General features: G+C 68.9%; 19 protein-coding genes. 8 read left to right on the forward strand and 11 right to left on the reverse strand.

Annotated elements, in window-relative coordinates:
* The first annotated feature begins 175 nt into the window (after window positions 1–175).
* The 4 genes from FXO18_RS04940 (at window position 176) to FXO18_RS04955 (ending at window position 5953) form a co-directional block, all read left to right on the forward strand.
* A complete protein-coding gene (locus FXO18_RS04940; RefSeq protein ID WP_149359895.1) occupies window positions 176–1138 on the forward strand; it encodes a proteasome assembly chaperone family protein in 963 nt (320 codons plus the stop codon).
* Window positions 1139–1181: 43 nt separating this feature from the next.
* Window positions 1182–2012 carry a transglutaminase-like domain-containing protein gene (locus FXO18_RS04945; RefSeq protein WP_235900448.1) on the forward strand — a complete coding sequence of 277 codons (831 nt, stop codon included), beginning with the start codon at window positions 1182–1184 and terminating at the stop codon, window positions 2010–2012.
* A 330-nt stretch (window positions 2013–2342) separates the two neighbouring features.
* Complete coding sequence (locus FXO18_RS04950) at window positions 2343–3389, forward strand: alpha/beta fold hydrolase (protein WP_149359896.1); 1047 nt, start codon at window positions 2343–2345, stop codon at window positions 3387–3389.
* Between the two features lie 71 nt (window positions 3390–3460).
* Window positions 3461–5953 (forward strand): DEAD/DEAH box helicase, encoded by a 2493-nt coding sequence (locus FXO18_RS04955; RefSeq protein ID WP_149359897.1) that lies wholly within the window; start codon window positions 3461–3463, stop codon window positions 5951–5953.
* Between the two features lie 140 nt (window positions 5954–6093).
* On the opposite strand, the gene FXO18_RS04960 is transcribed toward FXO18_RS04955, so the two are convergent.
* Entirely contained in the window at window positions 6094–8415 is a 2322-nt protein-coding gene (locus FXO18_RS04960; RefSeq protein WP_149359898.1) for a heavy metal translocating P-type ATPase, read from the reverse strand.
* 11 nt (window positions 8416–8426) lie between these two features.
* Entirely contained in the window at window positions 8427–8708 is a 282-nt protein-coding gene (locus tag FXO18_RS04965; protein ID WP_149359899.1) for a DUF1490 family protein, read from the reverse strand.
* 244 nt (window positions 8709–8952) lie between these two features.
* Here FXO18_RS04965 and hrpA point away from each other — a divergent pair, with 244 nt between their 5' ends.
* Complete coding sequence (gene hrpA / locus FXO18_RS04970; protein ID WP_149359900.1) at window positions 8953–12918, forward strand: ATP-dependent RNA helicase HrpA; 3966 nt, start codon at window positions 8953–8955, stop codon at window positions 12916–12918.
* Between the two features lie 25 nt (window positions 12919–12943).
* Here hrpA and nrdR read toward each other — a convergent pair whose 3' ends face one another.
* Together nrdR and FXO18_RS15850 are read right to left on the reverse strand one after the other, a co-directional pair.
* Window positions 12944–13423, reverse strand: coding sequence for a transcriptional regulator NrdR (gene nrdR / locus FXO18_RS04975; RefSeq protein ID WP_149360123.1), 480 nt, complete (start codon window positions 13421–13423; stop codon window positions 12944–12946).
* A gap of 278 nt (window positions 13424–13701) precedes the next feature.
* Window positions 13702–13866, reverse strand: coding sequence for a hypothetical protein (locus tag FXO18_RS15850; protein WP_187774176.1), 165 nt, complete (start codon window positions 13864–13866; stop codon window positions 13702–13704).
* A 636-nt stretch (window positions 13867–14502) separates the two neighbouring features.
* Here FXO18_RS15850 and lexA point away from each other — a divergent pair.
* Window positions 14503–15258 carry a transcriptional repressor LexA gene (gene lexA / locus FXO18_RS04980; protein ID WP_149359901.1) on the forward strand — a complete coding sequence of 252 codons (756 nt, stop codon included), beginning with the start codon at window positions 14503–14505 and terminating at the stop codon, window positions 15256–15258.
* Window positions 15259–15285: 27 nt separating this feature from the next.
* Here lexA and FXO18_RS04985 read toward each other — a convergent pair whose 3' ends face one another.
* The 5 genes from FXO18_RS04985 to FXO18_RS05005 form a co-directional block, all read right to left on the reverse strand.
* Window positions 15286–16455: a hypothetical protein gene (locus FXO18_RS04985; protein ID WP_149359902.1), complete on the reverse strand. Its 1170-nt coding sequence runs from the start codon at window positions 16453–16455 to the stop codon at window positions 15286–15288.
* A gap of 24 nt (window positions 16456–16479) precedes the next feature.
* Entirely contained in the window at window positions 16480–17910 is a 1431-nt protein-coding gene (gene hflX / locus FXO18_RS04990) for a GTPase HflX (RefSeq protein ID WP_235900487.1), read from the reverse strand.
* 129 nt (window positions 17911–18039) lie between these two features.
* Window positions 18040–18903: a diaminopimelate epimerase gene (dapF, locus tag FXO18_RS04995; protein WP_149360125.1), complete on the reverse strand. Its 864-nt coding sequence runs from the start codon at window positions 18901–18903 to the stop codon at window positions 18040–18042.
* Window positions 18904–19024: 121 nt separating this feature from the next.
* Window positions 19025–19510, reverse strand: coding sequence for a MaoC family dehydratase (locus FXO18_RS05000; protein WP_149359903.1), 486 nt, complete (start codon window positions 19508–19510; stop codon window positions 19025–19027).
* A 4-nt stretch (window positions 19511–19514) separates the two neighbouring features.
* Entirely contained in the window at window positions 19515–20294 is a 780-nt protein-coding gene (locus FXO18_RS05005) for an SDR family oxidoreductase (RefSeq protein ID WP_149359904.1), read from the reverse strand.
* Between the two features lie 142 nt (window positions 20295–20436).
* Here FXO18_RS05005 and FXO18_RS05010 point away from each other — a divergent pair, with 142 nt between their 5' ends.
* On the forward strand, window positions 20437–21003 hold the full coding sequence (locus tag FXO18_RS05010; RefSeq protein ID WP_149359905.1) for a GrpB family protein: 567 nt from the start codon (window positions 20437–20439) through the stop codon (window positions 21001–21003).
* Between the two features lie 37 nt (window positions 21004–21040).
* Here FXO18_RS05010 and miaA read toward each other — a convergent pair whose 3' ends face one another.
* Together miaA and FXO18_RS05020 are read right to left on the reverse strand one after the other, a co-directional pair.
* On the reverse strand, window positions 21041–21958 hold the full coding sequence (gene miaA / locus FXO18_RS05015) for a tRNA (adenosine(37)-N6)-dimethylallyltransferase MiaA (protein ID WP_149359906.1): 918 nt from the start codon (window positions 21956–21958) through the stop codon (window positions 21041–21043).
* Window positions 21946–22659, reverse strand: coding sequence for a class III extradiol ring-cleavage dioxygenase family protein (locus FXO18_RS05020; protein ID WP_149359907.1), 714 nt, complete (start codon window positions 22657–22659; stop codon window positions 21946–21948). Before FXO18_RS05020 ends, miaA begins: the two co-directional genes overlap by 13 nt.
* 233 nt (window positions 22660–22892) lie before the next feature.
* On the opposite strand from FXO18_RS05020, the gene FXO18_RS05025 reads away from it, so the two are divergent.
* Window positions 22893–24185, forward strand: coding sequence for a DUF349 domain-containing protein (locus FXO18_RS05025; protein ID WP_149359908.1), 1293 nt, complete (start codon window positions 22893–22895; stop codon window positions 24183–24185).
* Window positions 24186–24217: the final 32 nt, after the last annotated feature.

A 24217-nucleotide genomic window follows, 5' to 3' on the forward strand; every position in this document is an offset into this window, starting at 1 on the left:
CGCGCGAGGTGGGGTGATCCACCTCGTCCCGGCGCACCGGAAACAAACCGGCCGTCCCGAGCGTTGATGCTTGTAGGCATGCGCATGGACGCAGCGCGCGCGATGCGCGATACTTCTTTGCCCGCGCTTCGCGCCCGACGCCACTGATCCCGTTTTAGAGAGGGGGACTTGCACCATGGTCGACGACTCCCGCATTTACGAGCTTGAGTTCCCGAGCCCGAGCATCGAGCACACTGAGGGCAATGGCCCTGTGCTGCTGCATGGCCTGGAGGGCTTCGCTGATGCCGGCCATGCCGTGAGCATCGTGACGAACCACCTCCGCGAGAGCCTCGAGACCGAGCTCGTCGCGTCGTTCGCGGTCGATGAGCTGATCGACTATCGCTCGCGGCGCCCACCGATGACGTTCGTCTCCGATCACTTCTCCACCTATGACAAGCCGGAGCTGAGCCTGTACGCGGTGAAGGACCTGCAGGGCACCCCCTTCCTGCTGCTCGCCGGGCTCGAGCCCGACTTCAAGTGGGAGAAGTTCACCGCGGCGGTGCAGGTGCTCGCCGAGCGGTTCGGAGTGAGCCAGAGCGTCGGGCTGTCCGCGATCCCCATGGCCGTGCCGCATACCCGCCCACTGGGCGTGATCGGGCATGCCAGCGATCCGGGCAAGGTGCCAGCATCGGAGCGGCTCGGCACGGAAGTGCAAGTGCCTGGCAGCGCCTCGGCCCTGCTCGAGCTGCGCATGGGCCAGAATGGCTTCGATGCGCGAGGATTCTCGGTGCACGTGCCGCACTACCTGTCCCAATCGCCGTATCCCGCGGCTGCCCTGAGGCTGCTCGCCAGCGTCACTGAGGTCACGGGCATCTCGGTGCCGCTGCAAGCCCTCGAGGAGTCGGCGCGCACGATCGCTGAACAGGTGGACGAGCAGCTCGCTAGCAATGACGAGGCGGTCGCCGTGGTGCATGCGCTCGAGAACCAGTACGACCTGACCCACCGCGGAAACGCGGCTCCATCGCTGCTCGAGTCCGGCCAGGAACTGCCCTCCGGCGACGAGCTCGGAGCGGAGTTCGAGCGCTTCCTCGCCGAGCAAGCGACCGGCAACGACGACGACAAGCCCGGCGGAACGGGCACCGAGCCAGGGACGGAGTAGCCCGAGTGGCGGATTCGGCGCGCAAGCCTCACAGTAGACAATTGTGAGCGCATCCAGTTCCTCGAAACCGCTGGTCCGGCGGGTCTATTCACGCGTGGAGATGAACGTCGTGCAGTCGGCGCGCATCTTCGCCCATGTCGCGGCGGCGCACCAGCCTGGCGCCACCGTCGAGGAGCACCTCGTCGCGACGAGGGATGGTCGCCCGGTGGATCTGCAGGAGATCCAGGCGCCGAACCGGGGCCGGCTGCACAAGCTCGTCTGCCCGCCGGGCCGGGTGGTCCTCGAGTACTCGGCGACGGTCACCGGGCTGGCAGACCCGATCCCCGTTGATCCATTCGACGAGGCGTTGTACCTGCGGCCGAGCCGGTACGCGGAATCCGATGAGCTCCTCGCCAAGGCCTACGAGGAGTTCTCCGGCCTGTCCTCACCGCGCGCGATACTGGACACCGTCACGGCCTGGGTGTGGTCGCACCTGAAGTATGTGCCCGGCAGCAGTGGCCCGACCGATGGCGCGAGCCAGACGATGCTGCACCGGGAAGGGGTGTGCCGGGACTACGCGCACCTGACGACGGCCCTGCTGCGCGCGCTCGACGTGCCAGCGAGGGTGGTCGGGGTGTATGCGCCCGGGATCAGCCCGATGGATTTCCATGCGGTGTGCGAGGCCCTCGTCGACGGCCAGTGGGTGATCGTCGATACGAGCAGGCTGGGGCCGCGCCAGTCGATGCTGCGCATGACCACGGGCCGGGATGCGGCGGATACCGCGTTCCTGTCCACCTACGGCGGCTATGTGGAGCTGGAGTCGATCGAGATCCGTGCGATCGTTGACGGCGGGCTCCCGGTCGACGATCACCAGGGAATCGTCGCGCTGCGATAGGTCGCCTGCCGCGAGCCCCCTCCGCTAAACCCCACCGCCGCGAGTGTGCGAAAAGCGACACCTTCTGCGCTCAAGCCTGTCGTTTCTTGCACACTCGCGGAGCATTTCCCGGCGCTGGCCCCAGCCCGGCCCAGAGGCAGCGCAGCGCTGCGCGAGGCGCAGGACACACGACCGCAAACTAGATGTAACAATGTGTTTCATCTAGTTTTGTCCAGGCGCGGCCCACTGCGCTAGCGTGGTCCTCGGAGGCCCTCCTCGACCTGGGGACCGCCTGCCAATCGGGATCCCGCGTCCCCGGCGAGCCAGGGATAGCGACGACGAGGAGAGCCCATGGACCGCAACGATTCCACCAGCGGGGTCACGCCCCGCCGCTCCGCTGCCCGCCTGCGTGCTGTGCCCAGCGACGAGCCCACGGTTTCCTTCCGCGTCATCCACGGCTACCGCCGCGCTTACCGCATCGCTGGCAGCGGGCCAGCCCTCCTGCTGCTCCACGGCATCGGGGATAACTCCTCCACCTGGAACGACATCATCCCCCGCCTCGCGGCGACGCACACCGTCATCGCCCCGGACATGCTGGGCCACGGGCTATCCGACAAGCCGCGCGCGGACTACTCGATCGCCGCGTTCGCCAATGGCATCCGCGACCTGCTGTCCGTCCTCGACATCGACTCGGTGACCCTGGTCGGCCACTCGCTCGGCGGCGGGGTGGCCATGCAGTTCACCTACCAGTACCCCGAGCTCGTCGACCGCCTGGTGCTCGTGTGCACGGGCGGGATCACGCGGGAGGTCAACCCGCTCCTGCGAATGGCCTCGCTGCCCGGTTTCGCGCGGGCGGTCAGGCTGCTGCGCCTGCCCGGCGTCGCCCCAGCGGTGCACGCCGCCGCCTCCGCCGCCCGGCCCTTCACCCACCACCTGCACGACGCCAACGATCTGATGCGCATCGTCTCCTCGCTGCCGGACGCCGAGAACCGCACGGCGTTCGTCCGCACGCTCCGCTCGGTGATCGACATCCGCGGGCAGGTCGTCACGGGGCTGGATCGCTGCTACCTGGCCGAGGCCATGCCCGTGCAGATCATCTGGGGCGAGCACGATAGCGTCGTCCCCGTCTCGCACGCGCACCTCGCCCACGCCGCCATGCCGAACTCGCGCCTCGAGATCTTCGGCAACTCCGCGCACTTCCCGTTCCGCGACGATCCCGAGCGCTTCACCACGCTCGTGGAGGACTTCATCGCCAGCACGGCGCCGCACGAGTTCGATCACGCCCGGTGGCGTCGCCTCCTCAGCGAGGGAATGGGCGATCGCGCGCTCAAGGGCAACGATTGGACCCGCTCGGCAGTGCTCGACGCGATGGGCAGCGCCGAGCGCAGCGCAACCTGACCCTGCGCCACCCAGCCGCAGCGGCGATCGGTGGCGCGCGCCCTGCCGGTGCGAGCGGCTAGCCTGGAGCGGTGCTGAATCCTGACGAGATCCCGAATGTGCCCGAGGTCATCTATGACGCGTTCGAGGCGTGGGCCAGCGAGCAGGGAATCACGATGTATCCCGCCCAGGAAGAAGCACTGCTCGAGATCGTCGCCGGCTCCAACGTCATCCTCGCCACCCCGACCGGCTCGGGGAAGTCACTGGTCGCCATGGCCGCGCACTTCACCGCGATGGTGCAGGGAACGCGCACCTTCTACACCGCGCCGATCAAAGCGCTGGTGAGCGAGAAGTTCTTCGCGCTGTGCGAGGTCTTCGGCGCCGAGAACGTCGGCATGATGACCGGCGACGCGGCCGTCAACCCCTCCGCCCCCATCATCTGCGCCACCGCGGAGATCCTCGCCAACCTCGCGCTGCGCGAGGGCGCCGAGGCGAACGTCGGGCAGGTGGTGATGGACGAGTTCCACTTCTACTCCGAGCCCGACCGCGGATGGGCGTGGCAGGTGCCGATCATCGAGCTGACCGGCGCGCAGTTCCTGCTGATGTCGGCCACCCTCGGCGACGTGCGATTCTTCCAGGAGGACCTGACGCGGCGCACCGGCCGCGAGACCGCGCACATCGCCGGGGCCGAGCGTCCCGTGCCCCTGGTGTTCTCCTACGCGATGACCCCGATCCACGAGACCATCGAGGAGCTCGTCACCACCCACCAGGCGCCCGTCTACGTGGTGCACTTCACCCAGGCCTCAGCACTCGAGCGGGCCCAGTCGCTGACCAGCATCAACGTCGCCTCGCGGGAGGATCGCGACCGCATCTCCGAGGCTATCCGCGGCTTCCGGTTCACCACCGGCTTCGGGCGGGTGCTCTCCCGGCTCATCAAGCACGGCATCGGGGTGCACCACGCGGGCATGCTGCCCAAGTACCGGCGCCTCGTCGAGAAGCTCGCCCAGGAGGGCCTGCTCAAGGTCATCTGCGGCACCGACACCCTCGGCGTCGGCATCAACGTGCCCATCCGCACGGTCCTGTTCACCGGGCTGACCAAGTTCGACGGCACCCGCAACCGGCTGCTGCGGGCGCGCGAGTTCCACCAGATCGCCGGGCGTGCCGGGCGCGCTGGGTTCGACACCACCGGATCCGTGGTGGTGCAGGCCCCCGAGCACGAGATCGAGAACGCCCGCGCGCTCGCCAAGGCTGGCGATGATCCGAAGAAGCGGCGCAAGGTGCAGCGCAAGAAGGCCCCGGAGGGGGTGGTCAACTGGACCGAGCAGACCTTCGACAAGCTCGTCGCCGCGAGCCCCGAGCCGCTGGTCTCGCGGTTCCGCGTTACCAACTCGCTGCTGCTCAATGTCATCGCCCGGCCGGGAAACTGCTTCACCGCCATGCGGCACCTGCTCGAGGACAGCCACGAGGCCCGGCCCGCCCAGCGCAAGCACATCCGGCAGGCGATCGCGCTGTACCGCGGGCTGCTCAACGCCCGGATCGTCGAGCGGCTCGACGAGCCCGACGAGAACGGCCGCTGGGCCAGGCTCACCGTGGAGCTGCAGCGCGATTTCGCGCTCAACCAGCCACTGTCACCGTTCGCTCTCGCCGCGATAGAGCTCCTCGACCGCGACTCCCCCGCCTACGCCCTCGATGTCGTCTCCGTCATCGAGGCGACCCTCGATGATCCGCGTCCCCTGCTGATGGCGCAGCAGCACGCCGCCCGCGGCGAGGCCATCGGCGAGATGAAATCCGAGGGCATCGAGTACAACGAGCGCATGGAGCTGCTCGACGAGATCACCTGGCCCAAGCCGCTGGAGGATCTGCTCGCGCCCGCCTTCGAGACCTACCGGGCGGGCCACCCGTGGGTCGCGGAGTTCAGCCTCTCCCCCAAGGCAGTGGTGCGCGACATGGTGGAGAAGGGCATGACCTTCGCCGACCTGATCTCCGCCTACGGCCTCAACCGCTCCGAGGGTGTCGTCCTGCGCTACCTCGCCGATGCCTACCGCGCCCTGAAGCAGACCGTGCCCTCCGACGCTCGCGACGACGAGCTCGACGATCTCATCGAGTGGCTCGGCGAGCTCATCCGGCAGGTCGACTCGAGCCTGCTCGACGAGTGGGAGCAACTCGTCAACCCCGCGGCCGAGGCACCCCAGCAGCAGGCGTTCGGCGAGGACTCGGTGCGGGCACTGACGTCGAACGCCCGGGCGTTCCGCCGCATGGTGCGCAACGCGATGTTCCGGCGCGTCGAGCTGGCCTCCCGCCGCAAGTGGGCGGAGCTAGCCGAACTTGGCGACATGACCGCCGAGGAATGGTTCGAGCAGCTCGTGCCCTACCTCAACGAGTACGGCGAGATCGATGCCGGCCCGGATGCGCGCGGCCCGGCCCTGTTCCAGGTCGACGAGCAAGCGGGGCGCTGGGAGGTGCGGCAAGCACTGCATGATCCGGACGGTGACCTCGGCTGGGCATTCGTCGCGAGCATCGATCTGGCCGAGTGCGACAGCGCGGGCGAGGTAGTCATCGAGAACCTCACCATCGAGGAAGGATAGGAACCACTATGAGCGGGCAGCACTACTCCGCGCGCAAGCGCCTGCGGGAGGCACAGCAGCGGGAGCAGCGCATGCGTGAGCTAGGGTTCTCCGACACCCTGCCCGAGAGGGAGATCCCGCCCGCCCAGCTCGACCGACCACTAGCGGGGGTCTACCCACTGCCGTCCGGCACGCGGTACCGCGGCAGGGTCCTCGTGATGGCTGCGATCTGCGTCGCGCCCGTGGTGATCTGGTTGATCCACACGGTCCTCACGTAGGGCCAGCGGTGAGCCGGCAGCGCCATCGGCCAGCCGGTACCGGATCAGGCGTGAACTGTTCGCCACCACCGCCACCGACGACGCATTGTGCAGGATCGCCGCGAGCACCGGCGACAACGATCCCAGTGCGCTCAGCACCAGCCCAGCGGCGTTGACGGTGATCGACATGCCATAGTTCTGGCGGATCACCTCGACCGTGTGGCCGCCGAGCTCCCGCAGGTCCAGTAGCCGGTGCAGATCATCGGTGGCCAGGGCGACATCCGCGGTCTCCACCGCCACATCGGTGCCCGCGATGCCCATCGCGATGCCGATGTCCGCGCCCGCCAAGGCAGGCGCATCATTGGTGCCATCGCCCACCATCGCCACCGTGCAGCCCTCGGCGCGCAACGCCTCGATCACATCGAGCTTGTGCTCGGGCAGCACCTCGGCCCGCCACTCGGTGATGCCCAGCTCCCGCGCCACCGCCGCGGCCGTGTCGGGATGGTCCCCAGTGAGCATCACGAAGCGCGACACCCCGGCCGCGCGCAGCTCATCGATGATGCCGCGCGCCTCGGGCCGGACCTGATCGCGCACGCTCACTAGCCCCACGAGCTCGCCATCGACCGACAGCAGCAGCGGGGTCTCCGCCTGCTTCCGCAAGCGGCCCACCCATGACCGGGCATCCTCGCCCACGGCGACGCCCTCGGCCTCGAGCAAGGCTGGACTGCCCAGCAGCAGCGTCCGGCCATCCGCCCACGTCCGCATGCCCAGGCCCACCAGCACCTCGCATTGCTCATGCGGCGGGATCATGATGCGACGCTCCTCCGTCGACCGGATCACCGCTTGCGCCAGCGGATGGCGCGAATGGATCTCCGAGCTCGCCGCGTACGCCAGCACATCGCTCGCGTCCCACTCGGGATGGAAGCTGACGATATTGGTCACCACGGGCCTGCCCACCGTCAAGGTGCCCGTCTTGTCCAGCACCATCACATCGACCCGCCCGGCGAGCTCGAGGTGCGAGCCACCCTTGATGAGGATGCCCCGTCGTGCCCCATTGCCGATGGCAGCGCTGATCGCCGTCGGCGTCGACAATCCCACCGCGCAGGGGCACGCGATCAGCAGCATCGTCATGGCGCGCCGCACATCACGCGTGGCGAGCAGCGTCGCGCCCGCGAGCAGGAACGACGCGGGCACGAACCGGCGGGAGAAGTTCTCCCCGACCGTCTGGATCGGCGCCCGGTCCGCCTGGGCCTGCTCGACGCGACCGATGATGCGGCCGATCGCTGTGTCCTTGCCGACCGCCCGGGCCTCGACGACGATGCGGCCGCGCACGAGGACGGACCCGGCATGCACCTGCTGGCCCGCCACCACGGTCACCGGTAGCGGCTCGCCGGTAATAGCAGACTGGTCCACGATGCCATCGCCCTCGACGATCACACCATCGACGGGCAGGGCCACATGCTCGTGCACCACGACATGATCGCCCACGCCGACGGCATCGATATCGATCTGCACCTCGCTGCCATCGGGCGCGCGCACCCAGGTGGTGTCCTGCGCTCCGGTGAGCAGTTCCGAGATGGCCCGGCGTGTCCGCCGCAGGGTGAGATCCTGCAAGTACTCGCCGATGTTCAGCAGCCACAGAACGGTCAGGGCCACGACGTTCTCGCGCAGCAGCAGCGACGCCACCGTCGCCGCCGAGACCAGTGTGTCCGTGCCACCCACTGAGGATCGAGTGAGGGCCCGCACTGCGCCCCGGAGGAACGGGTATCCCGTGATGATGGTGACACCGGTGGCCAGTAGCCGGCTGGTTGGTCCAAGGACAGGTGGGCGCAGCAGCACGTAGCGGCGGATCCCCAGCACGAGGAGCGCGCCCGCGCCGAGCGTCATGCGTGCTAGGTCCCCGGTGCCGACTTCCGCGGAATATGGCTCGCGGGCAGGGACGGCGCGGGCCTCGACCTGCTCCGTCCCAGTGATGGCAGCGACGAGGTCCAGTGGCGTGACCCGGTTCGGCGAGTACCACACCACGACCGACGCGGTCCGCGGGTAGGCATGGACGGCCCGCACCCCATGCACGACCTCCAGCGCGTCCTCGATCGCCACTGCCCGCGCGGGGCTGCGATGCAACCACGGGACCTTGGCGCGGAGCCGGCCCGCGGCGATGGCGATGATCTCCACGCCGCCGGTCGGATCGTCGGCCAGGTTCTCGATGTCCTCGGAGGCAGGCATCTCGCGCTGGACTAGTGGGTGTGCCCGTGGCCGACGGGATGGCTCGGTGGCGGCGCATCCTCACCGATGCGCTCGCGCGCCTCTGCCACGATGTCGGCGGCGGCGAGGCGGACGTTCTCCGCGCCCTCCTCCGCCTTGCGCGCGCCCCGCAGGCCCACAGCGGTAGCGGTGACCGCGATCTCGCGGACCGGGGTATTGCGCACTGCCCAGCGGACACTGTTGTACGCGGCAGCACCCACCACGCCCGTGACGAGCGTTCCCGCGGCCTTGCCGAGCAGGGCTCCGTGAATCATGCGACGTTCCTCCGGCTTCTCGACTTCTCTTGGGAGCGGGGCTCCTCGGATACGATTGTGCCGCATCGCGGGCATCAGCGGGGAGGCACGAGTGTTTCTCCCGCCCGGCAGGAGCTGGATCGGGGTCATGGCCGCATGAAGTGGTCGCGGCGCCCGCCCTCCGGCGAGAAGCCCCGCCTCCCGGCCGAGCGAGGATTCCTGGCTGGACAGTGCTGCCTGGTGACCGCCTATCCTTGGTGGCAGCATGAGATCATCCCAGCCGGTGCCCCGCGCAGAGTTACGCGACGCCCTCACCCAGCTCACCATCCGCGACGCGCACCGCCTCGGGCAGCGTCTCCGCCGTGCCCGCTCGGAGCAGGACCTCGACAAGATCGGCCGGGCCATCGAGCAGGCATCGTCGCTCGTGGAGCGGCGCCGTGCCGGGATGCCCACGATCACCTATCCCGCCGAGCTGCCGGTCAGCGAGCGCCGCGACGACATCGCCGCCGCCATCCGCGATCACCAGGTCGTCATCGTCGCCGGGGAGACCGGCTCCGGCAAGACCACCCAGCTGCCGAAGATCTGCCTCGAGCTTGGCCGCGGCGTGCATGGCACCATCGGCCACACCCAGCCGCGACGCCTCGCCGCCCGCTCCGTGTCCGAGCGCATCGCCGAGGAGCTCGATTGCGAGCTCGGCACCGCCGTCGGCTACGCCGTGCGGTTCACCGATAAGGTCTCCGACACCACGCTCGTGAAGCTGATGACCGACGGCATCCTGCTCAACGAGATCCAGCGCGACCGCATGCTCCGCGCCTACGACACGATCATCATCGACGAGGCGCACGAGCGCAGCCTCAATATCGACTTCCTGCTCGGCTACCTCAAGCAGCTGCTGCCGCGACGCCCCGACCTGAAGCTGATCATCACCTCCGCCACCATCGACCCGCAGCGCTTCGCCGCCCACTTCGGCACGGAGGAATCCCCCGCGCCCATCGTGGAGGTCTCGGGCCGCACCTATCCGGTGGAGATGCGCTACCGGCCACTCGTCGACGAAGTGCCCGCCAGCGCCTCGGGCCGGAAGCGGGACCCCGATGAGGACCATGATGATTACTTTCTCATCGAGCGCGATCCCATCGAAGCGATCAGCGACGCCGTGGACGAGCTCGTCCGCGAGGGCCCCGGCGACATCCTCGTGTTCCTCTCCGGCGAGCGCGAGATCCGCGACACCGCCGATGCGCTGAACGACAAGAAGCTGCCCAGCACCGAGATCGTGCCCCTCTACGCGCGGCTGTCCTCCTCCGAGCAGCATCGCGTGTTCACCCGCCACAGCGGCCGGCGCATCGTGCTCTCGACCAATGTCGCCGAGACCTCGCTGACCGTCCCGGGCATCCGCTACGTCATCGACCCAGGGTTCGCCCGCATCTCCCGCTACTCCCTGCGCACCAAGGTGCAGCGCCTGCCCATCGAGCCGATCTCGCAGGCCTCGGCCCGGCAGCGAGCCGGACGATGCGGCCGTCTCTCCGACGGCATCTGCATCCGCCTGTACTCCGAGGACGACCACGACGGGCGACCACCTTTCACTGATCCCGAGATCCTGCGCACCAACCTCGCGTCGGTGATCCTGCAGATGGCCAGCCTCGGCCTCGGAGACATCGCCGCGTTCCCGTTCATCGACAAGCCCGACGATCGCGCCATCCGCGACGGCGTGCGGCTGCTGCAGGAGCTCGGCGCGCTGGAATCCGGCAGGCCCGATGGGCATGTGACCCTCACCGCGGCAGGTCGTCAGCTCGCGCAGCTCCCCGTCGATCCGCGCATGGCCCGCATGCTCGTCGAGGCCCGCACCACCGGCTGCCTCCACGAGGTGCTCACCATCGTTTCCGGCATGTCGATCCAGGATGCGCGCGAGCGCCCCACCGAGCACCAGCAGAAGGCTGACGAGCTGCACAAGCGCTTCACCGAATCAGGCTCGGACTTCCTCGCCTACCTCGCGCTGTGGGACTACATCCGCGAGCAGCGGGCAGAGCTTTCCTCCAGCCAGTTCCGCAAGATGTGCCGCAATGAGTTTCTGCACTGGCAGCGCATCCGCGAATGGCAGGACCTGCGCGGCCAGCTCCGCTCCATCTGCTCGGGCCTCGGCTGGGAGCCCAACGAGCAACCGGCCGGGCCCGACACCATCCACCAGGCGCTCCTCGCTGGGCTGCTCTCCCACATCGGGCTCCGGGAATCGGAGTCCCGCGAGTTCCTCGGGGCCCGCGGCGCCCGGTTCATGATCTTCCCCGGCTCGGTGCTGGCGAAGAAGCCACCGCAGTTCGTGATGGCCGCCGAGCTCGTGGAGACGTCGCGGCTGTGGGCACGCACCACCGCCCGCATCGAGCCGGGCTGGGCCGAGCAGCTCGCCGGCGACCTTGCCAAGCGCACCTACTCCGAGCCGCACTGGTCCACCAAGCAGGGCGCGGTCCTCGCCTACGAGCGCGTCACGCTGTTCGGGGTGCCGCTCGCCGCGCAGCGCCGCGTCAACTACGGCCGGATCGATCCCGAGACCGCCCGGGACCTGTTCCTCCGACATGCCCTCGTGCAGGGCGAGTGGGAGTTCCGCCACGAGTTCTTCCACCGCAACCGGGCGCTGCTCGACGACGTGGAGGACCTGGAGAATCGTGCGCGGCGCCGCGGCATCGTCGTCACCGACGACGCGCTGTTCGACTTCTACGATGCCCGGGTTCCCGCCGATGTGGTATCGGTCCGGCATTTCGACTCCTGGTGGAAGAAGGCCAGCCGCACCGATCCTGGGCTGCTGCTGTTCACCGAGGACACCGTCGTCAACCCGCAGGCCGATCGCGTGCGCGCGCAGGACTTCCCCGATGCGTGGAAGCAGGGCGAGCTGCTGCTGCCGCTGTCGTACCGCTTCGAGCCAGGCCACCCCGAGGACGGCGTGACCGTGAGCGTTCCCCTCGCGCAGCTCCCGCAGGTGCGCACCATCGGCTTCGACTGGCTCGTTCCCGGCCTGCGCGAGGAGCTGGCTGCCGCGATGGTCAAGACGCTGCCGAAGAACGTGCGCCGCAACGTGGTGCCCGCGCCCGAATTCGGCTCCGCGGCGCTCGCCGCTCTCGCGCCGCGCCGCGAGCCGCTCGCGGTCGGCATGGCCCGGGAACTCTCCCGGCTCGGTGGCACGCGCATCGCCCCGGACAATTTCGATGCGACCGCGCTGCCCCCGCACCTGCGGATGACCTTCGCCGCCACCGATGACTCGGGAACCGTGGTGCGGACGTCGAAGGATCTCGATGAGCTGCGCGATGCCCTTGCGGGAGATGTCTCGCGCGCGGTGGCCCGCGTCGGTGGATCCGTTTCGCGCCCCGGTGCCTGGGAATGGACCGGTGCGACGCTGGGCACCATCCCGCGGGTGGTGGACCAGGATGTGCGCGGGCAGCGTGTCCGCGGATTCCCCTCACTGGTCGTGGGTGGCGACGGTGTCTCGGTGCGGGTGCTGCCGACCCGTGCGGCCCAGGTGGCGGGAATGCGCGCGGGCACACGGGCCCTGGTCGCGCATGCTCTGGGGCCAGTGCCGAAGTCGGTGATGCAGGGCTTGTCCACGCCCCAGCGGCTATCGCTCAATGCCGCGCCCGGTGGTGGTGCTGGACCGTTGCTGGAGGATTGCCGTGGCTGCGCGATCGACGCGCTGGTGGCCGAGTACGGCGGCGTGGCGTGGGATGCCGATGAGTTCGCCGATCTGCTGGCCTGGTTGCGCCCGCGCATCGCGTCGCGCTCCCGGCAGGTGCTGTCGCTCGTGGTGCCGGTGATGGAGGAGGCACAGGCACTGGCGGTGGAGCTCGACGGCGCGCCGCGTGATGCGGTGTCTGCCGAGGCGGTCGAGGATGTTCGCGAGCAGCTGGCCGGGCTCATCCATGCAGGTTTTGTCACCGAGTGCGGGATGGGGAGGTTGCCGCATCTCGCGCGGCATCTGCTGGCCGCGCGCAAGCGCATCGCGGCACTACCGGGCAGCGCTAGGCGCGAGGCTCGTGGAATGGCCGCGCTGGATCGCGTGTACGGCGAGCTTGATCGCGTGCTCGGTGGCTTGCCCAGCGACGCGCGCGCCAGCGAGCCTGTCGTGGCCGTGCACTGGATGATCGAGGAACTGCGCGTCAGCCTGTTCGCGCAGGCCGTGGGCACGGCAGGGCCAGTTTCGGAGCAGCGGGTGCTGGCCGCGATCACGGATCTCGCGCGCCGCCCCGGGTGACGCGGGCTAGGCCCCCGCTGGAGCTCTAGCGGTGCGCGGGGTGGCGTTGCTCGTGCGCGGCTCGATGCTTGCGGAGGGTCTCGATCTCCCTCTCGAAGTCATCGGCCGAGGTGAAGGACCGGTAGACCGAGGCGAACCGCAGGTAGGCCACTTCATCGAGATCACGGAGCGGACCAAGGATCGCCAGGCCGATCTCGTGGCTGGGGATCTCTGCCGCGCCGCTCGCGCGAACAGTGTCCTCGACCTGCTGCGCCAGGAGATGGAGCGCATCCTCGGCGACATCGCGGCCCTGGCACGCCGAGCGGACTCCCCGGATGACCTTGTCACGGCTGAATGGCTCGGTGACGCCGCTACGCTTGAGCACCGCGAGCACTGCCGTCTCCACGGTCGTGAACCGACGTCCGCAATCGGTGCAGGAGCGTCGACGCCGGATGGCCTGCCCCTCGTCCGCCTCGCGCGAATCGACGACGCGCGAGTTGGTGGACTTGCAGAAGGGGCAGCGCATCATCACTCCTCGGTGTTGTTCACTCGGCGCGGCGCGCGGCGCAGGTGCCGTCCGTGCCTGGCCCATCATCTCGCGCGGCTCTCTCTGGCACAGCCCCGCGACGCCAGGATCCTGCGCGAGCAAGATCCAGTTGCGCGCCTGGTCCATGTCATCGCCGAGTCGCACAAGACCTGCATAACGCGTGCACGCTCGATGTTGAACGTATGCTGTGCAACGCTTTGTCGCAAGTATCGGCAATTCGGGCATCGCTGCCGGAACCCCGGGATCGGCGTCCCGGATCATTCCACTGTCCCCGTGCCAAGCTGCACCTGGCCCGCGACGGTTCCCCGGATATCGGACGGTCCAGGCGTCGAGACCAACCCGGGAACGGGCCCGAGCGCGCCCCACAGCAGGACCGACGCCATGGCCGTCACGACGAGCGCGAACAAGAGGACACAAGCCATCCCGGACTCCCCCCGTGGCGCTGCGGCGCGCGGCGGCACCTGGCACGCCAAGGCCTGTCGTGACCGCGGCGCCGAAGGGCGCTGCAGGCCCTGCGCCAGCGAGCACGACGGGCGACGCGTCGGCGGCCGTCCACCTGGCAACGAGGCGGGAGCCCCAGTGCCCCGGCGCGGCCGCGCGTGCCGGGGCAGCGCGCGGCCCGGGGATGGCCTGCGCCCATCGCCGGGGCCCGGCATTCCCGCCTGGCGCGGCCCGGGAACCTGCCGGTGCCCCGGCGCGGCCGAACGCCCTGGCAGGTCCGCGCGCGGCAGGTTGCGCCGCCGCGGGCTGACCGGGCACCGGTGAGCGGCGGGCCCGCTGCCGCCGTGATCGAGAGCGCCCCCGCGCGCATCCTGCTGGCCCTGCCTCGATCGTGGTGCGTCGCTATCGATCATGGTGCGGATCCTTCCCGTGGACTCCAAAGCCAGTTGGCCTCCCGAGCACGCCACTCGCTCAGGTGTTCGATTTCTACCACGGCGGACCGACACTTTTTCGCCAAACGCGGCAACCGCATCGAACGTTTGTTTGAATTATCCGGGCGACCTGGATATTGTCGCTCTAGCCCCCGTTGGATGCCCCGCACGAGGAGGATGGATTCGATGCCACCGCAGAAGAGGAGCTCGCGCACCGCGCCGGTCGCGATCGTCGAGCCCGTGGCACCAGAGAATGGCCTCCCGCCCCTGACTGATCGGCAGCAAGCAGTCCTGACGGTCATCCGGGAGTCGGTCGAGCACCGTGGCTACGCACCGAGCGTCCGTGAGATCGGTGAATCCGTGGGCCTCACCTCCACCTCCTCCGTGACCCACCAGCTCCGTGCCCTCGAGAAGAAGGGCTACCTGCGCCGCGACCCGAACCGGCCCCGCGCCGTCGATGCCCGGGGTTCCGATCCTGCACCCGGCAGCGAGCAGGGCCGGCAACGAACCGGAACGTTCCGCCAGGTCCACTCCGTGGATAACGCCGACGACCACACCAATGCTCCGACCGCGGTGTACGTGCCCCTCGTTGGCCGCATCGCAGCAGGCGGCCCGATCCTCGCGGAGCAATCGATCGAGGACGTGTTCCCCCTCCCGCAGGAACTCGTCGGGCATGGGGCGCACTTCCTGCTCAAGGTGGTCGGCGAGTCGATGACCGATGCCGCGATCTGCGACGGCGACTGGGTGGTCGTGCGCCAGCAGGAGGATGCGGTCAACGGGGACATCGTCGCCGCGATGATCGATGGCGATGCCACGGTGAAGACGTTCAAGCGGGACGGCTCGACGGTCTGGCTGATGCCGCACAACCCGCACTTCCACCCGATATGTGGGGATGATGCCACGATCCTGGGAAAGGTCGTATCCGTCATCCGCAAGCTCTGAGGATTGGGCTAGCGATCGCCCAGAGCACTAGCTCGAGCGGCGACGCACGAAGAACGCCACGGTCACAGCGAGAATGCCAAGCAGCACCACCCCGGCTGCACTGATCGCGACCACCGGCGCCCAGCTGGCCGGGGAACTGCTGGCCCGGTCCGCATCATCCACGCCATCCTGGTCATCCTCGGCCGCCGCACCCCCCGGCACGAGGGACGGTGTTGTGCCACCCCGCTGCGCGAGAGCATCCCAGGCGATCTGGTCCGCACCCCTGACCACACCGATCGGAGGCAGCTCCGTGGTCGCCGAGCCCTCGGAATCCAGAGCGGCATCACCCACTTCCGAGCCGGTGAGCAGGTCGCCCCCTGCGGTGAACGCGATCGCCTCTCCCTGGGGCTCGCCAGGCAGAGGCACCCGCACCGCCTCCTTGGTCAAGGCATGCACGAGATCACCACCCGCATCGGCAAACAGGTAGGCATCGGTGTACGTCCGCACCGCAGCGATGGTGCGGGACTCGTTCACCGCTCCACCTGTCGCTAGGGTCGAGCCGACCGAGCCGAGCGGACCGCCCGACGTGCTGGTCATGGGGAATGCCATCTCCCCGCGATACTCCAGGGTCGTCGTGCCACCGGCGGGCAGCTCCGACACCGAGAGCCCACCGCGTGGCACGAATACCTCGCCCACGCCGAACCACTTCGACACGAGGATCGGCATCCCGCTCGCATCGATGAGGAGCGTCTCCACATCGCGGGGCCGACCATCCGGGAACTCGAAGCGATGCACTGACGTCTCGGCCGACACTGGATCGACACGGATCAGCGCGATCGTCTCACGGGCGCGCGCGTTGTCACCGAAGTCGCCGATCCACAGGTCGCCGCCGTAGGAAGCGAGATCCTCGGGATCGAAGGGATCCGCAGCACCCCGGATCCAGCGGGTCACCTCGCACGTGCCATCCAAGGCTCCTTCGAGGACCGCGATGCGCGCCTCATCACCACCGTCAGGCATGGCATAGACAACCCCGTCCATGACGGTGAGGCCAGACAGCTCGCCCAGTTCGGCGTCGTCAGGCGTGCAGAGCCGCTCGGTCGCAGGCGCCTCCTCGATGGGAGGCGCCTGCGCCTGCGCGATCCCGCCGAGCGGGTGCGCGCACAATGCCGCGGCCAGCAAGCCTCCTGCTGCGCGAGCGCGCGCTCGTCCTGCCATCATGCCGCGCAGCATAACCGAGAGGCTCTACAGCCCATAGTCCACGAGCACCGAGGCAAGCGCGGGCGGCACGTGCGCCCGGATCCGCGTCCCCTCGGACTCATGGGTTTCCGCGCTGACCGTTCCCTCCGCGTGAATGCGCGAGACCAGGTCGCCGCGCGAGTACGGGACCTCCACGAGCACCTCGACATCGGTGCGAGTGAGCATCTCCGCGATCCGCGTCCGCAAGCCGGGAATCCCGGCCTTCGTATGCGCCGAGACGAACACGGCATCGGGCAGCGTGCGGCGCAGCTTCGCGAGCGCCACGGGGTCCGCGGCATCAATCTTGTTGATCACCAGCATCTCCGGCGGAGCTGGGGCCTCCTGCTCCCGCACCACGTCATCGATGACCTGGCGGACAGCGTTGATCTGCTCGAGCGGGAACTCATCCGAGCCATCCACCACATGGACCAGCACGTCCGCGCTGGTCACTTCCTCCAGGGTGGAGCGGAAAGCCTCGACGAGCTGCGTGGGCAGGTGCCGCACGAATCCCACCGTGTCGGTGAGCACATACTCGCGGCCATCATCGAGCTCGGCGCGGCGCGTCGTCGGATCAAGAGTGGCGAACAGCGCGTTCTGCACCAGCACGCCCGCATCGGTGAGCGCATTGAGCAAGCTGGACTTGCCCGCGTTCGTGTAACCGACGATCGCCACCGCGGGCACCTGGTTGCGCTGCCGCCGGGCACGCTTGGTATCGCGCGAGCTCTTCATGGCCTGGATCTCGCGACGCAGCTTCGCCATCCGCTCGCGGATGCGCCGACGATCCGTCTCGATCTTCGTCTCGCCAGGGCCACGAAGGCCCACGCCGCCATTGCTGCCCGCGCGGCCACCGGCCTGCCGGGACAGGGCCTCGCCCCAGCCACGCAGCCGGGGCAGCATGTACTCCATCTGCGCGAGCGACACCTGGGCCTTGCCCTCCCGCGACGTCGCATGCTGGGCAAAGATATCGAGGATCAACGCGGTGCGATCGACCACCTTGACCTTGACGATCTTCTCCAGCGCCGTCAGCTGCGCCGGGGTGAGCTCGCCGTCGCAAATGACGGTATCCGCGCCGGTGGCCTCAACGATCTCGCGCAGCTCCGCGGCCTTGCCGGAACCAAGGTACGTCGCCGCATCCGGCTTGTCGCGGCGCTGGATGAGCCCCTCGAGCACGACCGAACCAGCAGTCTCGGCCAGTGCCGCGAGCTCCCGCAGGCTCGCCTCCGCATGGGCGGCCGAGCCGGACGTCCACACCCCGGCAAGAACCACCTGCTCGAGGCGCAACTGCCGGTACTCGACCTCGGTGACGTCGGTGAGCTCGGTGGACAGCCCGCGCACGCGGCGCAACGAGGTCCGTTCCTCGAGCTGCATGTCACCGGTGGAAGGATCAGCACGATGGCTGGATTGATGCGCTGGAATGGGTTCGCCGGACAGCTCGATGGCGCTTTCGCCAGCGGGAACGTCATGACCGGACGGGAGAGAGTTCACTGATTGCCGCAAAGAAGCGGTCACCCCTTTATCTACTGATGTGATGCTTCCGATGATACGGGCATCCGCCAGGTAGTGCGATCAAATATCAGACCACCACTGCCTGCTCAGCATTCCCTCGCCCACCAGCACCGATGGACCACGCAACCAGGCGCGCCCGCCCTCGACCGTGACCGTGACCGTCCCGCCAGGGATCGTGACCTCCACCGCGCCATCCTGCGCCCCGGATCGCAGCAGCGCCGCTGCCGCCGCCGCCACCGTGCCCGTGCCGCACGAGCGCGTCTCGCCGACACCGCGCTCGTTGACCCGCATGGAAACAGCCCCCTCGACCAGGGGCGTCACGATCTCGATGTTCACGCCATGAGGGAAGAACTCGTGATCGAACACCGGGTCATCGAGATCCAGCCGGCCTAGTTCGTCCGGGCCCATGCCCTCGACCACGCACGCCAGATGTGGATTGCCCACATCGATACCGATGCCCGAGAACTCGCGGCCACCCACCGAAGCGCGGCTCTCCCCCAGCTGGCGAACCATGCCCATGTCCACCGTCACCTCGCCGAACGTGGCACCAGCCTCGTGAACCGTCACCGGGCGAGCACCAGCCCTGCTGCCCACCGTGAACGCAGCGCGCTCCTCCAGGCCCGATGCCCGCAGGTAGTGCGCGAACACCCGCACGCCGTTGCCGCACATCTCCGCGATCGAGCCATCGGCGTTGCGGTAGTCCATGAACCAATCGTCCGCGTGCACGCCCTCGGGCAGGCCCGGCAGCACACCCGCCTCGACCAGCGCGCCAGCCCGCGCGACCCGCAGCACCCCATCAGCACCGATGCCCTGCTGCCGGTCGCACAAGCGCGCCACGACCCGCGGATCGAGCTCGAGCTCCACGGCCGTATCCGGCAGGATCACGAAATCGTTCTGCGTGCCATGGCCCTTGCTGAACGGGATTGCTGGATGCATGTGGTCAACGATACTGGCTGGCGCTGGCTTGCCGTGCTGCAAGACTGGCCGGATCCGGTTGCGCCGGGGCTCCCCGTGCCGACGAGGTGGTGGGTGGATCGCCGGTGAGCTACGCCCGGTACAGGATGGCGAGAGTCTCGGCGACGCACACGGGCCGGGCATCCGCTCCGCCCTCGGGATGCTCGCGCTCGATGGTGGCTCGCACGGTGAGCTGCTGGCCCCCGGACTTCGCGACGGTGCAGAGGAGCTCTGCGTGGGCTCGCACGCGCGAACCGACGGGCAGCGGAGCCGGGAACCGCACATTGTTGCTGCCGTAGTTCACCGCCATGCGGAGCCCGTCCACGCGGTACACCGTCCGCATCAGCAGGGGTAGCAGCGACAGGGTGAGGTAGCCGTGCGCGATCGTGCCACCGAAGGGGCCGCTCGCCGCCCGCTCGGGGTCGGTGTGGATCCACTGGTGGTCACCGGTGGCCTCCGCGAACAGATCCACCGCATGCTGGGTGACCTCGTGCCACTCCCCCGTGCCGAGGGGCAATGGCCCGTCTGCGGATGCGTGGGCGTGGAGGAGCTCGTCGAGACTGGCGAAAACCTGCATCGTGCTAGTCCTTCGGCCCGCCAGCGACATAGATGACCTGGCCCGAGACGAAACCAGCACCCTCGGATGCCAGGAAGGAGGCAGTGTGCGCGATGTCGTCGGGCACACCAACCCGGCCGACAGGGATCTGCGCGGCGGTGGCCTTCTTGAACTCGTCGAAGCCCATGCCGATGCGCTCAGCGGTGGCTGCGGTCATGTCGGTGGCGATGAATCCGGGCGCGATGGCGTTGGCGGTCACACCGAATCGGCCGAGCTCGAGGGCGAGCGTCTTGGTGAGACCTTGCATGCCGGCTTTCGCGGCGGAGTAGTTGGCTTGGCCGCGATTGCCCAGAGCGGATGTGGACGACAGGTTGACGATGCGGCCGTAGCCCGCCTCGACCATGTGCTTCTGCACGGCCCGCGCCATGAGGAACGCCCCGCGCAGATGAACGCCCATCACCGAGTCCCAGTCATCAACAGTCATCTTGAACAGCAGGTTGTCCCGGATGATGCCCGCATTGTTGACCAGGACGGTGGGTGCTCCGAGACCTTCAGCGACGGCTGCGACCGCGTCAGTGACGGACTGCTCATCCGCGACATTGGCCCCCACAGCGAGGGCTTTGCCACCAGCCGACGTGATGGCCTCGACCGTGCTGCCGCAAGCATCCTGGTCCAGATCGAGTACGGCGACCGCCATGCCATCGGCAGCGAGCCGATCGGCGATGGCGGCACCGATCCCGCGGGCCGCGCCCGTGACGATAGCGACGCGCTCGGTGGCAGCGGCGTGGTTGTCATGCTCGGTCACGGGCAGTCTCCTTGATCGCGCGGCGGGGCTATGCCGTGAGGCTAGCGGATGCGCGCCAGCAAGCCTCGTAGCGGCTCGCGGCACAACACGGACGGCGGACCAGTGCAGTGGGCAAGCACCGAGCACTTGCTAGGGTCCGATCGTGACGAACGATGCGGAGTTGATCGGTGGGGTCGAGAAGCGCGACCTCACGCTCGTTCCCCACGATCCGCAGTGGTTCCACCGGTTCCGCATCGAGCAAGACCGCATCGTCAACGCGCTCGGCGCGAGCGCGCATCGCATCGATCACATTGGTTCCACAGCTGTCGCAGGCCTTGACGCCAAGCCGATCGTCGATATCAACATCAGCGTCGCGGATCCCGACGAGGAGGACACCTACCTTCCCCGTTTGCTCGAGGCCGGTTATTTGCTGCGCGTGCGCGAGCCCCGGCATCGAATGCTCCGCACCCCGGATCTCGGTGTCCACGTTCACGCCTGCGCGGCTGGAAGCGACTGGGAACGGCGCCACCTGCTGTTCCGCGACTGGCTGCGCCTCGACCGCGCCGATCGCGACCTGTACGCACACGTCAAGCGCGAGCTCGTGCGTCGCGACTGGCCCGACATGAACGCCTATGCGGCGGCCAAGTCCGAGGTGATCGCGAGCATCACGCAGCGGGCCGAGGCGTGGGCGCTCGCGACCGGATGGTCCGTGAGCCTCTCCAGGCCCTGAGCCGAATCCGATCACTAGTCGATGCGGCCGATCCGCCCTACAGCAAGCGCACGACGTCCTCGGCGAGCCCGGCGGCTCCGCCATCGAACCAGTGGATGCGGTGATCGCGCTTGAACCAGGATCGTTGCCTGCGCACGTAGCGGCGGGTCCCTTGGGTGGTCAGCTCGGCCGCAGCAGCGAGGTCATGCGTCCCGTCGACGGCGGCGAGCACCTGCGCGTACCCGATGGCGCGGGAGGCGGTCACTCCCTCGCGAAGGCCGGCTCCGAGAAGCTCACGCACCTCGTCGACGAGCCCCTCGGCGAACATCTGCTCGGTGCGCTGCGCGATGCGCGCATCAAGCTCGGTGGTGTCGCGGTCCACACCGACGATGAGGGTGTTCCATCGCGGCTCGCCGATCGTGGGCGCGGATGCCGCGAAGGGCTTCCCGGTCAGCTCGATGACTTCGAGGGCGCGGACGGTGCGGCGCGGGTCGGTCGGCAGGATGGTCGTGGCGGCGTCGGGGTCGATGCGCGCGAGCTCCTGGTGCAGCGCCCGCACTCCGATCTCGGCGAGGCGGGCTTCCCACTTGGCGCGCACCTCTGCATCGGTGGCTGGAAACTGCCAGTCGTCGAGGAGCGACTGGATGTACATCATCGAGCCCCCCACGATGATGGGCGCCTTGCCCTGATCGAGGAGGGTCTCGACGTCGGTGGTCGCGGCGTCCTTGTAGCGGGCAACGGTGGCGGTCTCGGTGACGTCGAGGGTGTCGATCTGATGGTGCGGGATGCCGCGGCGCTCACCGATGGGCAGCTTGGCGGTGCCGATGTCCATGCCGCGGTATTGCTGCATCGCGTCGATGTTGATGATCTCGCCACCGAGTTGCTCGGCGAGGTCGAGCGCGAGCGCGGACTTGCCAGTAGCGGTGGGGCCGATGACGGCGATGGGCCGGGTCGCTGGTTTCGTCACGGCAGCCACATCCCCACGTGGTAGCCCACCCCGTAGGGGGCGCTGTCGTGCCGGTCGGTGACGCTCGACGGTCCGTCGGGGAAGAGCCCGGCGAGGATGGTCCAGGCGGCCCGGTCGGCGATGCCCATTTCCTGGCACGCGCTGGCGTCGAGCGTGGCGAGGAACTGCTGATCGCCTGTGTCGAGCGCTGCGGCGAGGCGGTCCTCCCAATCCACCGCGCGGGGATCGAGCGAGCCTGGCGCCTTCTCGGTGAGGCGCATGGAGCCATCGGCGACGAGAAGCACCCCGATGGCCCTGGGCTCCGCGCCCAGCTCTGCCCGGAGCGCCCTCCCCCACGCCTGGGCCTCGCTCGCGGTCATCGCGGCATCGACTATCCGCGCCTCGCACGTGCCCTCCGGTGCCACCTGTTCGCGGATCCAGCCGCCGATGAGCACGGGCAGCGGCAGCATCGGGTCCGGCTCGATGCCCTCCTGCCCGAGAGTGACGATCACTTCGCGGCCGTAGCCCCCGAACGTGCCGACCGTGCCTGGGCCGTAGTCCGCACCAGCAACATCGGTGCCGACGATGATCCAGTGCCGTGCTCGTTCGGCCAGTACCGAGGCGGCGCGCAGCACGATCGCGCGCAGGTCGGCGGTCTCGCTGGCTGCGGCACCGGCAAGCTCCGGCACGAGCAGCGGGGGGCCAGGGACCACGGCGGCAGCAGCAAGCACGGCACAACGCTACCGAGCAGGATCGCGCGATGCGAAACGAGCGCGTCACTAGCAGGCCACCGCAGTGCGTTCGGCCGGAGAAACACGCTTCTGGCAGGATTTGATGGCCTCGCCGACCTGTTCACGGTTGAATGGAGGTGGTGTCGTCGATCCACCACGACATGACCATCGCAGGTCCGCCCCTCCACCGGGCGGGGCACGGCAGCCGTGACGCGCGGCAGAGATGAGGAACCATGACCGGGACCACCCCGCACGAGCAGGGAAACGTCACCCCCCTGACCGGCCACGAGAATGCCACAGCGGCCACGCCGCACTCGCCCACCGAGTTCGGGCGCATCGATGATGACGGCACCGTGTGGCTGATCACCAAGGACGGGGAGCGGCAGATCGGGTCCTGGCATGCCGGCGACCGCTCCGAGGGGCTCGCGCACTTCGCGCGCCGCTTCGAGGATCTCGCCACGGAGGTGGAACTGCTCGAGACGCGCCTCGCGAAGGGCGCTGGCGAACCGAAGAAGACCAGGACGGCTGCCGGGCATCTCCTCGAGACCTTGCCCACTGCCGCGGTCATCGGTGACATCGACGCCCTCGAGGCCCGCCTCCACGGCATCATCTCGGGCGCGGACGCTGCGGCGGAGCGGGCTCAGCACCGGCGCGAGGAGGAACGTGCCGCGCAGGTCGCCCGCAAGGAAGCGCTGTGCGTCGAGGCCGAGGACATCGCGGAGAACTCCACGCAGTGGAAGGCTGCCGGTGACCGGCTCCGCACGATGTTCGATGAGTGGAAGACCATCCGCGGCATCGACCGCAAGACCGACGATGCGTTGTGGAAGCGATTCTCCAAGGCCCGCGACAGCTTCAACCGGCGGCGCGGGGCGCACTTCGCGGAGCTTGATCGCGAGCGCGTCCATGCCAAGGCGGTGAAGGAAGAGCTGGTGGCCCGCGCGGAGGCGCTGTCGTCCTCCACTGAATGGGGCGAGACGGCCGGGGCCTACCGCGACCTGATGAAGGAATGGAAGGCGGCCGGGCGGGCGCCGAAGGAGGCGGATGACGCCTTGTGGAAGCGCTTCAAGGCCGCCCAGGACACCTTCTTCGCGGCCCGGAATGCTGCGGCATCGGAGCGCGACGCGGAGTTCGCGGAGAACGCGACCGCGAAGGAGGCGCTGCTCGCGCAGGCCGAGTCGCTCGATCCATCCAAGGATCTCGAGGCCGCGCGTGCCGAGCTGAGGCGCTTCCAGGAGCGCTGGGAGGCCATCGGCAAGGTCCCGCGCGACCGCATCCATGATCTCGAGGCCCGGTTCAAGGCCATCGAGTCCCGGGTGCGGGACGCGGTGGACTCGCAGTGGCGCCGCACCGACCCGGAGGCCGAGGCCCGGGCCGCGCAGTTCCGCGAGCGCGTGCAGCAGCTCGAGGAGCAGGCCGCCAAGGCAGAGGCTGCCGGGCGGGCGAAGGACGCGGCGAAGGCGCGCGCCCAGGCCCAGCAGTGGCGGGAGTGGGCCGCTACCGCCGAGGATGCGCTGACCTCCCGCTAGACCATGCCAGGAACGCGGGCTAGCCTCCCTGG

Source organism: Lolliginicoccus suaedae, from assembly GCF_008312885.1.
Taxonomy (GTDB): Bacteria; Actinomycetota; Actinomycetes; order Mycobacteriales; family Mycobacteriaceae; genus Lolliginicoccus; species Lolliginicoccus suaedae.